Source organism: Kitasatospora sp. NPDC059462, assembly GCF_042749955.1.
In the GTDB taxonomy this organism is placed as follows: Bacteria; Actinomycetota; Actinomycetes; order Streptomycetales; family Streptomycetaceae; genus Kitasatospora.
In genome coordinates, this window is record NZ_JBHYUU010000237.1 from 1 (window position 1) to 10,521 (window position 10,521).

The 10,521-nt window shown below is 76.6% G+C and carries 6 protein-coding genes and 1 pseudogene; 5 read left to right on the forward strand and 2 right to left on the reverse strand.

Annotated features, from left to right (window positions below; genetic code table 11):
* Positions 1-1,026, reverse strand: a pseudogene (locus ACFXAM_RS34885) (phospholipase); the annotation flags it as partial.
* Between the two features lie 304 nt (positions 1,027-1,330).
* On the opposite strand from ACFXAM_RS34885, the gene ACFXAM_RS34890 reads away from it, so the two are divergent.
* The 3 genes from ACFXAM_RS34890 (at position 1,331) to ACFXAM_RS34900 (ending at position 5,981) form a co-directional block, all read left to right on the forward strand.
* Positions 1,331-2,182 carry a hypothetical protein gene (locus tag ACFXAM_RS34890; RefSeq protein WP_380297479.1) on the forward strand — a complete coding sequence of 284 codons (852 nt, stop codon included), beginning with the start codon at positions 1,331-1,333 and terminating at the stop codon, positions 2,180-2,182.
* 155 nt (positions 2,183-2,337) lie between these two features.
* Entirely contained in the window at positions 2,338-3,141 is an 804-nt protein-coding gene (locus tag ACFXAM_RS34895) for a hypothetical protein (RefSeq protein WP_380297481.1), read from the forward strand.
* A gap of 65 nt (positions 3,142-3,206) precedes the next feature.
* Complete coding sequence (locus ACFXAM_RS34900; protein WP_380297483.1) at positions 3,207-5,981, forward strand: hypothetical protein; 2,775 nt, start codon at positions 3,207-3,209, stop codon at positions 5,979-5,981.
* A 66-nt stretch (positions 5,982-6,047) separates the two neighbouring features.
* Here ACFXAM_RS34900 and ACFXAM_RS34905 read toward each other — a convergent pair whose 3' ends face one another.
* Positions 6,048-6,686 (reverse strand): hypothetical protein, encoded by a 639-nt coding sequence (locus ACFXAM_RS34905; RefSeq protein WP_380297484.1) that lies wholly within the window; start codon positions 6,684-6,686, stop codon positions 6,048-6,050.
* 360 nt (positions 6,687-7,046) lie between these two features.
* Here ACFXAM_RS34905 and ACFXAM_RS34910 point away from each other — a divergent pair, with 360 nt between their 5' ends.
* Both ACFXAM_RS34910 and ACFXAM_RS34915 read left to right on the forward strand, forming a co-directional pair.
* Positions 7,047-7,379, forward strand: coding sequence for a trypco2 family protein (locus ACFXAM_RS34910; protein ID WP_380297485.1), 333 nt, complete (start codon positions 7,047-7,049; stop codon positions 7,377-7,379).
* A 78-nt stretch (positions 7,380-7,457) separates the two neighbouring features.
* Positions 7,458-10,521, forward strand: a 3,064-nt coding sequence (locus ACFXAM_RS34915) for a tetratricopeptide repeat protein (protein WP_380297487.1), incomplete at its 3' end; no start/stop codon positions are given.

A 10,521-nucleotide genomic window follows, 5' to 3' on the forward strand; every position in this document is an offset into this window, starting at 1 on the left:
GCACCGGGCGTCCGCGGCCCCGGGGACGGGTCCGGGGCGGTAGGCGGAGCCGGGGTCGGCGTCCTTGATCCCGACGCCGAGACCGCCGACGGCGATCACCGGGACGGTGCCCGCGGCGGGGGCCGGCGGGTTGAGCTCGCGCTCGGCCGACGGGCGGCAGGCGCTGCCGTCGGAGGAGGCGAACCAGGCGTTGTCGAACACCCCGGTGCGGGCGCAGGTCCACTCCCAGAGGGTGTCCAGGTAGCGGGCGGCGGAGGTCGCGGCGGGACCGGCCAGCGCGAGGTCGACGTCCGAGACGGGGTGGGCGGTGTCGAGGTAGTCGCCCTTCCAGCCGTTGATGCCACCGGACATGACGGTGCGTCCGTCGACGACGAGCAGCTTGGAGTGGTTCCAGGAGAAGGCGGTGCGCGAGGCCGTCATCGAGGCGACGGTGAGGCTGACCGAACCGGCCGCGGAGCCCAGCCGGGAGACGAGCTCGTCCCGGTACCGGGAGGGCAGCACGGTGGAGTGGTAGACCGGCGCGGCACCGGCCAGGATGCGCACCGCGGGGCGGTGGCCGGCCGCGACGGAGGCCTTGAGACCGGCGACCAGGGCGTCCTGGAAGCCGCCGTCGGGGAACGGCGCGAGGGTGGAGAGGTCGACGGTGCGGGTGGCGGCGGAGACGTCGGCGGTGATCCCGGCGAGCAGCGCCCGGGTGCCGGGGCGGTCGGCGCAGCTGGCGTCGCCCCAGCAGCCGGGCGTCTGGAGCAGCCAGCCGGGCGGGCCGGCGGGGTTCGCGGCTCCGGCGAGGCCGTTGCCCTCGGTGCGCTCCCACACGGTGCCCTCCAGCCCGGGGGACACCTCCCGCAGGACGCGTTCGACGGCGTCGAGGTGCGGGGCGGCCGGGCCGGCCGTCGCCCCGGCGGCCGCGGCGGAGTCCGCGCGGGCGGGGGCGGCCGGGGCGACGGCGAGCAGGGTGGTGGCCGCGGCGGCGGCGAGAGCGGTGCGCAGCGCGCGACCGGAGCGGCGGGAGCCGGGTCGGGACACGTGATGTTCCTTCAGCGAAGAGCGGGCGGCGGGTCGTTCACCCGCCGGACGCCGCCACATTACCCACAAGTAATATCCGGTCCAATTTGTGCATGACAATCAGCCACCGGGCCTGAATCGCACCCGCCGACCGGCCCCCGCCGTTCGCCGGGCACGCCCGCCAGGCGCGTCGAGCCCGCCAGGCGGGCAGCGGCAGGACCCGGCGGACCTCCGCCGCGCCGACGGCACGGTGGAGCCCGGCACCGACGACCGGCCCGGCGTGCCGGACCGGGCCCGGGGCGGCGCGGGCCCGTACGGTCGGCGCATGTCCTTCGGCCTGCTCGCGGCGCTGGCCGCCGCCCTGCTCACCGGATCCGCCACCGTGCTGCAGGCGGTCGGGGCGCGTCGGGCCGCCGCCGGGCAGCGGCCCGGCGGGGCGGCCGCGCTGGCGGGGACCTTGCGGCAGTGGCCGTTCCTCGCGGGGGTCGGGATGGACATGCTCGGCTTCGGCGCCGAACTCCTGGCGCTGGAGCGGCTGCCGCTGTACGAGGTGGAGGCGGTGCTCGCCTCGGCGCTCGCGGTGACGGCCGTCGGCGCGGCCCGGGTGCTGCACGTGCGGCTGCGGCGCAGCGAGTGGGCCGGGGTGGCGGCGGTGTGCGCGGGGCTGTGCGTGCTCGCCGTCAGCGCCGGACGCGACGGGCCCGGGCACGGCACCCCGGCGCTGCGGCTCGGCACGCTGCTCGTCGCGGTCCTGCTGGCCGGTGCGGGCTGGGCGGTCGTACGGTTCGGCGGGAGCCGGCGGGCACCGCTGCTGGGGCTGGTCGCCGGTCTTCAGTTCGGCGTGGTCGGCGTCGCCGTGCGGGTCCTGCCGGATCCCCGGCTGCCGGACCTGCTGACCGAACCGGCCGCCTACGCGATCGCGTGCGCCGGGCTGGCCGGCTTCGCCGCGCTCACCTGGGCGATGCAGAACGGGTCGGTCACGGCCGCGACGGCGGCCATGGTGCTCGGCGAGACGCTGGGACCGGCCGTGGTCGGTGTGCTGCTGCTCGGCGACCACACCCGCCACGACCTCGAACCGCTCGCGGTCGCGGGCTTCGCGGCAGCGGTGTGCGGGGCCCTCACCCTCGCCCGCTTCGGGGACGCCGAACAACCCGCCCCCGCCGACGCGACGCCCTGACCGCGCCCGCCCCGGCGGACGGACCCCGCGGACGGACCGCGGCGGACGGACCGCGGCCCGGGGCGCACGACGGTCACGGGGCGGTTCCGGTCCGGGCGGCGGCGGTTGCCGCGGCAGGCGGCCGGGTAACCCCGGGGCGGGACGGAGGCGGGAGCATGGCGCTCTACTGCGAACTGTGCGGCAGCAGCACGGACGGGGCCGAGCGGCTCGGCCGCTACTGCCCGGGCGAGTACTGCGGCACCGATCTGCGGGCCGGGCCGGACGCGGCCGTCCGGGCCTGGTGCGAGCCGCCGCGCCGGTTCGGGACCGCCGGCGGCACCGTCACCCTGGACCTGCTCGTCCACAACGAGGGGCCACACCCGACCGGCTTCCGCCTCGAACCCGTCGAACCCCTCGAAGGCCGGCTGGACTTCGACCGGCGGGCCGTCGAGGAGCCGCTGCCCGCCGGGGCGACCCGCCGGATCGAACTGCGCTGCACGCTGCCGCCGGTCCTCACCGGGGCGGGCCCGGACATCGCCTCCCGGTTCGGCGTCCCCGGGGCCGGGGCGGCGGGGCGGGTGCACGGCACGCCGCACGTGCGGCTCGGGGTGGCCCTGCGGGTGGTCGCGCTCGCGGCCCACCAGGGCGCGGCCTGCGCCGCGTTCGCGGTGGACGTGCCCGAGCGGCCCGGGGGTGCCGAGGACGGGAGCGCGCGGGACGGGAGCGGGCCCGCGCGGGGCCTCGACGGCGGGCCGCGGTCCCCGGCCCCGCCGCAGCCCGCCGGCCCCGCCGCCGGCCGACCCGGCGGCGGCTGCGGGGCCCTGGCACTGGCCCTGCTGGCGGCACTCGCCCTGGCGCTCGCCCTGGCGCTCGTCGCGGTGGTCCTGGTCCTCGGCACGGGCCCGGGAGCGGCTTCGTCCCGCCCGGACGCCGCGGCGCCCCGGATCGCCGACGGACATCCGCGCACACCGATGGATTGACGCGGCATCAGGCCGGACGGGCCCCCGGGTGCACCCTGTCGGTGGAGGGTGCTTGCATACGGGTCATGTCTGACGATCAGCAGGTGAGGGCGGGGACTTCGGACCCCGCGGCCGGCCGGCCCGCGGGCGTGCCCGCCGACGCGGAGTACCTCCAGGAGTGGGAGCTCGCCGACGGCGGGCCGACGTGGCCGGTCTGGGCGGCCGGAGCGCGCCGGGACGGCGCGCCCACCGGCCCGTGGCGGCTGTGGCGCCCCGACGGGACGCTGCTGGAGGAGAGCGGCTGGCACGACGGCCGGCGCCACGGGACGCTGCTGCGCTACCACGACGACGGCACCCTGGCGGTGCGTGCCGAGCACCGCCACGGCACGCCGGTCGTCGTCACCGGCCACCGCAGCGACCGCCCAAGCCGCGACCCGTTCTCGTTCGACGGCCTGCCGGAGGTCCTGCGCTCGGCGGTCCACGAATACGACGAGCAGGGCGTCCGGATCCGTCAGGCCTGCTTCGCCGCCGACGGCACCGAGGTGACCGCCGAGGGCGAGCCCGTGCCCGAACGCCCGGCCGGTGTGCCGGAGATCGCCACCTTCTGGCCGACCGGCCAGTGGTCGGCGCCGCGCTGGGGGAAGGACGGCCGGCTCATGGGCGTGGCCCGGCACTGGACCGCCGACGGCGCCGCCGACCGGCTGGTCCACAACCGGGCGGGCGACGAGGTCGCCCGCTTCCCGCGCGGTGACGCCGGGCCCGACCCGCTGATCGAGGCGGCCCGCGACGGCGACGCCGCGTCCGTCGACCTGTGCCTGGCGGCCGGCCTCGGCGCCTCGCCGGGCGCGGCGCGGTTCGCCGCCTACGAGGGGCTGCCGGAGCTGGCGCTGCGGCTGCTCCGGTCGGAGCCGCCCGCGACGGCGGAGCCGGCCGAGGTGCGGACCCCGCCCGCGGTGCCGTCCACCGGCGTGCCCGAGGACGCGGTGTGGGTGGCGGGCCTGCTCGCGTTCGTCACCGGCGACCTCGACGGCGGGACCGGGGCCGCGACCGGGACGTGGCGGCTGTGGAAGCAGGCCTGGGAGAGCACCTCCGACACCAAGGGGCCGGAGTACTACCGCCCCGACAGCTTCTACCACGGGTACGAGGAGACCGACTTCGCCGACGGCAGGCCGGTGGAGCGCAGGACGTACCTGGGCTCGCGCACCCTCTACCGGGTGGACCGCTACCGGCCGGACGGCCGTCCGCGGTCGCGGCGCGACTACAAGGACGGGGCGCCCGCGCGCGAGCGCGAGTGGCCCGACGACGGCACCACCGTCCACCGGCGGTTCCACGAGGACGGCTCCCTGCGGGTCGAGCGCACCGAACGCGACGGCACCCTCCTCACCGAGCACTGGTACGGCGCCGACGGCACCCTGACGGCGGACGTCGTACCCACCGACGTCACGATCGAGGGGGCGGCCGTCGAACGGTGGCGCGCCCGGGACGCGGACGGGGCACTGATCGCCGAGGGGTACGTCGAGCCCGGTGTCGGCGGCGGTCCGGTCGGGACCTGGCACGTGCACGGCACCGGCGCGGCCGGGCCGGGGAGCGTGACCTTCGCGGGCCTGGACCTCGCCCGCGACGAGGACCTCGGCGAGGCCGCCCGCACCCTGCACGCCTGGCACACGGCGCCCGTGCCGGCCGGGCTGCGCGACGCCGGGACGGTGCCGTGGGGCGAGCTGGAGACGTTCTTCGGCCGCCCGGAGCACGTGCCGTTCCTGCTCAAGGGGCTGGCGCTCCCCGGCCTCGGGGCGTTCTCCCTGGCGCTGGGGCAGCTGTCGGTGATGCTGCTGCACCAGCACACCGTCGCGGAGGCCACCGGGCCGGCGTTCCGGTCCATGAGCGCCCTGGTCGACCGGGTCGAGTCGGCCGACGCCCGGGCCGCGCTGCTGAGCTTCCTGGCCGACATCGCGACGCGCGACGGCAGCCTCGACGCCGCGCACGAGCTCAAGGGCATCCTCGCGGCCCTCCCCGACGCCGACGCCGACGGCGCCGACGGCGACACCGGTCCGGAGGAGCACTTCGCCGACAGCGGCGCCGAGCCCGCCTACCACGAGATCTACCGGTCCCTCGCCGACGCGGTGCCGGTCTGGGCCGGCCAGGCCGCCGATCCGGACGCCCGGATCCGGCGCGCGGCCGTCGCCCTGCTCGCCGCCGCGCCGGGCGGGGTGGCGGCCGGGGCGCTGCACGAGCGCCTCGCCCTGGAACCCGAACCCGGGATCCGTGCGGAGATCCTGCTCGGCCTGGCCCTGCACGAGGCCGGCCCCGACATCCTCCGCGCGCTGGAGCAGCACCTCGCCGACAACGATCCGCTGCTGCGCTTCTGCGCGGCCCTGACCTGGGTGCGCACCCACCGCTCCCCCGCCCGCCCGGGCGCCCGGCCGCTGATCGAGCTGCTCCGCGGCGAACTGGACGTCACCGGCTTCGACGAGCTGTACCTCGGGGCGGGCGACCCGGCCACCGACGCCGCCACCGCCCTCGCGCTCCTGCCGTCCGAGCAGGCCGAACCGCTGCTGGGCGAGCTGTGCGCCGTGCTGGACGAGGTCAACGCCATCGACGCCGTCGCCGTCGCGGGTGCCCTGCTCGACATCGTGTTCCCGATCGAGGCGTACGCCGACGGCGAGCTGCTGACGGAGGCGCAGCGCACGGTGATCCGCGCGATCGCCGGCTCCACCCCGGCCTGGGAGTTCAACGTCAACCTGCGTGAGGTGCTGGACGTCAACGGTCTGCCGCGCCACGCCCGCGAGCTGCGGGCCCTCGCCGACACCGCGCCCGGCGCCGAGCCGGACGGGACGTCGGACGGGACGTCGGACAGGTCGTAGCCAGCCGGGTGCCCCGGGTGCGGCCGCCGGAGGGGCGGTCCGCATCCGGGGCGGGGCCCGGCCGGGTCAGCGGCGGTTGCGGCCCGTCAGGAAGGCGGTGCCCCAGGCCGCCAGCGCGGCGATCGCCAGGCCCAGCAGCGAGATCCACTCGGAGCCGTCCCAGCCGCCCCACCACGCCTTGGCCGGGCCGAAGGGCTCGTGCTCCAGCATGAACTGGAGGCCGTCGGCCCCGCTGTCACGGAGGACCATGAAGGGAACCGCGTTGGCGTAACCGAAGAAGGCACCGAGCACGGCCACCACGGCGCCCGCGATCCACGCGCCCGGGCTGCGGCGGCCTACCAGGCCCACCAGCAGGCCCACCACCGCCCCGTTGACGAAGGCGTGCGCCAGGTAGAGCGTGTGCACGCTGCCCCGGGACTGGTGCGCGTCGAAGGTGAACACGAAGATCGCGCTGTAGACCGCCGCCACGACGAGCGAGGCGGCGAAGCCGAGGAAGAACGCGCCGACCGGGCTGCCGGAGGCGCGCGGCGGCGCGTACGGCGCAGCCGGGGCCGGGCCCGGGTACGGCTGGCCCGGATACGGCTGGCCGGCGTACGGCTGCCCCGGGTACGGCTGCGGGACGCCGTAGGCCGGTGGCTGCTGGGGCTGGGGCGGCTGCTGGTACGGGTTGGGATCGCCGTTCGGGTACGGCGGCGGCTGGCTCACGTGGTCCCCCGGGTGAAGAAGTGGTGGCGAAAGTATGCGGAGTTGCGCCGGGTGCATCAACTCCGCGTCCCGGCGCGCTGGAGGTGCGCCTCGGCAAGGCCTGACGCGGCGGCCCGCCCGACGGACGCTGTCGCCGACGGGCGGACGCTGACGCAACCGACCGGACCGTCCACCTCCAGGCCCCGGCCTCCGGGTGACGGTACAACAGCCGGCAGCAGCCCCGGACCGGCGGCCCTTGCCGCCGCGGGCGGGCCCGTCCGGCCGAAGTCGTGCTTTCCCTGCGAGAGCCCACGCCAGGGCTCTACGGTGTCCGCATCGGCACGACCGCACGGTGTCAGGTGCTTGAAGGGGTGGACTTTGATGGATGTTCCGCTGGCGGACGCGGTCGCGGCGGTGCGCGACGAACTGCTCGAAGCCGCCGCGCGGGCCGGTGACGACCCGCAGGTGGTGTTCGCGGTCGGGCCGGTGGAGATGGAGTTCGAGGTCGAGCTGCGCGCCGACGCCAAGGCGAAGGCCGGGTTCAAGCTCTGGGCGGTCGGCGCCGAGACCGAGGCCGGCATCTCACGCGCCCGCACCCACCGCGTCACCTTCACCCTCACCCCCAGGCGCCCAGGGGGCGGCGACCTTCTGGTCCGATCCGCCCAGGAGCGCCCCGACGGGCCGGGCGACAGCACCGGACGCCTCAGCGACTGAGAACCGGACCTGCGGCCGGCCCACATGATCCGGTCGCGGCCACGTGGCGGCGAGCAGGACGAGTGGTAGGGGGCACAGGTGGAGCGGGTACGGCTGGCCGGGGTGGACGGCCCGGGTGGACGCGGGTCCGGGTACGCGGTCGGCGGCAGACTGGTCCTGACCTCCGCCCATGTCACCGGACCCGCCGGGACGGGCGTGACGGTCTTCCACCCGGCCGGCACCGGCACCGCGACCGGAACCGTGCTCTGGGCCGGGACCCCTGGCGGACGCGACGACGCGGCCCTCGTCCTGGTCGACGACTCCCCGCACTGGCAGCCACCCACCGCACCCGTCCAGTGGGGGCGACCGGACACCACCCGCCCCGGTGCGCCGTGCGAGACGTGGGGCGTCCCGGACGAGGCCCAGCGCCCCGACCACTCCGCCGAGGCCTCGCACCTCCACGGGGAGGTGAATCCGGGCAGCGGCTTCGTCGGCAACCAGTACGTCATGGACCTGCGCACGCCGGGTACGGGATGGCCCGGTGACGGGACGTCGCCGTGGGGCGGACTGTCGGGAGCGGCGGTGTTCTGCGACCGCTACCTCACCGGCGTCGTCGCCTCCGACCGCGCCCACTCCAACCACGGCCGCCTCAACGTCGTCCCCTCCTACGTCCTCCACCACGACCTCGCCTTCCGCACCACCCTCACCGAGCACAGCGGAAGCCCTGCGGGCGGGCTGGAGGCGGTCGAGTTCCAGGACATCGCCGACCCCACCACCACCGCCGCGGTACGGCGCGCCCCGGTGACACCGGCGGCCCTGCTGGAGGCCGGGCGGCAGATCGTCCCCTTCCACGGCCGCGAGGACCTGCTCGCCGAGTTGGAGGCGTGGTGCGGACGGGACGGGTTCGGTGCGTGGCTGCTGCACGGCCCGGCCGGGCAGGGCAAGACCCGCCTCGCCCACTACTTCGGCCGCAGGCTCGCCGGCCGGGGCTGGACCGTGCTGTGGCCCCGCTCCGGCGCCGGGCCCGAGCAACTGCGCGAACTGCGGCGCGCGGCCAGGCCGTTGCTGGTCGTCCTCGACTACGCCGAGACCCGCCCCGATCAACTCGGCGCGATCGTCGAGGCCGCCGCCGAGCACCCCGGCACCAGCCCGTTCAAACTCCTGCTGCTGGCCCGGACCGCCGGCGACTGGTGGCAGCAGGCCCGCGACGCCAGCCGGCAGGCCGAGGACCACCTCACCTCTGCCCGCGCCCACCGCCTCACCGCGCTGGAGGACAACCCGGATCGGCGCGCCAGCCACTACCGCGACGCCGCCCACGCCCTCGCGGCCGTGCTCCCCTTCGTCGTGGGCCTCGCCGGGCCCGACTGGGCCGCGGGCGCCACGAGCCTGCGGCCGCCCCGGCGGCTCGGCCTGGACGGCGCCTACGGCAACGCGCTCACCCTCCACATGACCGCCCTCGCCGACCTCCTCGACACCGCACGCACCGAACTCGCGGACCGCACCGGGCACGCGGACGCGCGGGACGTCGAGGACCGGCTCCTCGGCCACGAAGCCCGCTACTGGCGTGACGCCGCCACCGCCCACGGCCTCGTCCCCGGCCTGAGCCTGGACACCCTGAGGACCGCGCTCGCCGCCGCCCACCTCACCGGCGCCGGCGACCGCGAACAGGCCGACCTGCTCTGGCAGCGCCTGCCCGCGCTCGCGGACCAATCACGCGATCGCCGCGACCGGATCACCGCCTGGCTCACCGCCCTCTACCCCACCACTGTCCCGGGCTCACCGTGGGGCGCGCTGCAGCCGGACCGCCTCGCCGAACGCCACATCGGACGCGTCCTCGAAACCGACCCCGCCCTCGCCGACCGCCTCCTCGACGGCGCCGACGACTCCCAGAGCGGGCAACTCCTCACCGTCTACAGCCGGGCCGCCGCCCACCCCTCCTTCCAGGGCCGCCTCGACACCCCGCTCACCGACCTCTGCCTCCGCCGCCACGAGGCCCTGGCCGTCCACATCATCACGACCGCGACCCGCACCGACCACCCGGCCCCGCTCATCGCCGCTCTCGACACCCTCACCACCGACCCCACCGCCCCACTCGACACCCTCGACACCCTCCACGATCTCTTCCCCCACACCAGCCACCGCCTCGCCACCACCGCGGCCCGCGTCGCCGCCACCATCACGCAGCACTGTCGCTCCCTGGCCGAGGCGAACCCGGACGCCCACCTGCCCGGCCTCGCCATGGCCCTCAACAACCTCTCCAACCGGCTCGGCGAGGTGGGCCGACCGGCGGAGGGCCTGGCCGCCGCCGAAGAATCCGTCGCCATCCGCCGCTCCCTGGCCGAGGCCAACCCGAACACCCACCTGCCCGGCCTCGCCACCGCGCTCAACAACCTCTCCAGCCGGCTGGGCGTCCTGGGGCGGCGGGCAGAGGGTCTGGTTGTCGTCGAGGAATCCGTCGGCCACTACCGCGTCCTGGCCGAGGCCGACCCGAACGCCCACCTGTCCGGCCTCGCCAGCGCCCTCAACAACCTCTCCAACTGGCTGGGCATCCTGGGGCGGCGGGCGGAGGGCCTGGCCGCCGTCGAAGAATCCGTCGCCATCCGCCGCACTCTGGCCGAGGCCACCCCGGACGCCCACCTGCCCGACCTCGCCATGGCCCTCAACAACCTCTCCGTCCGACTCGGCGAGGTGGGCCGGCGGACGGAGGGCCTGGCCGCCACCGAAGAAGCCGTCGCCATCTTCCGCACCCTCAGCGAGACCAACCCCGACGCCCACCTGCCCGACCTCGCCACCGCGCTCAACAACCTCTCCATCGACCTCGGCGAGGTGGGCCGGCGGACGGAGGGCCTCGTCGCCGCCGACGAAGCCGTCGCCATCTTCCGCACCCTCAGCGAGACCAACCCGGACGCCCACCTGCCCGACCTCGCCGGCACCCTCAACAACCTCTCCAACCGGCTGGGCGCCCTGGGGCGGCGGGCGGAGGGCCTGGCCGCCGCCGAAGAAGCCGTCGCCATTCTCCGCACCCTCAGCGAGACCAACCCGGACGCCCACCTGCCCGACCTCGCCGGCGCCCTCAACAGCCTCTCCATCGAGCTCGGCGAGGCGGGCCGGCGGGCGGAGGGCCTCGCCGCCGTCGAAGAATCCGTCGCCATTCTCCGCACCC

Coding starts and splice junctions, on each gene's coding strand:
- ACFXAM_RS34910 (WP_380297485.1), top strand. CDS start 7,047: ATGGATGTTCCGCTGGCGGACGCGGTCGCGGCGGTGCGCGACGAACTG.
- ACFXAM_RS34890 (WP_380297479.1), top strand. CDS start 1,331: ATGTCCTTCGGCCTGCTCGCGGCGCTGGCCGCCGCCCTGCTCACCGGA.
- ACFXAM_RS34895 (WP_380297481.1), top strand. CDS start 2,338: ATGGCGCTCTACTGCGAACTGTGCGGCAGCAGCACGGACGGGGCCGAG.
- ACFXAM_RS34900 (WP_380297483.1), top strand. CDS start 3,207: ATGTCTGACGATCAGCAGGTGAGGGCGGGGACTTCGGACCCCGCGGCC.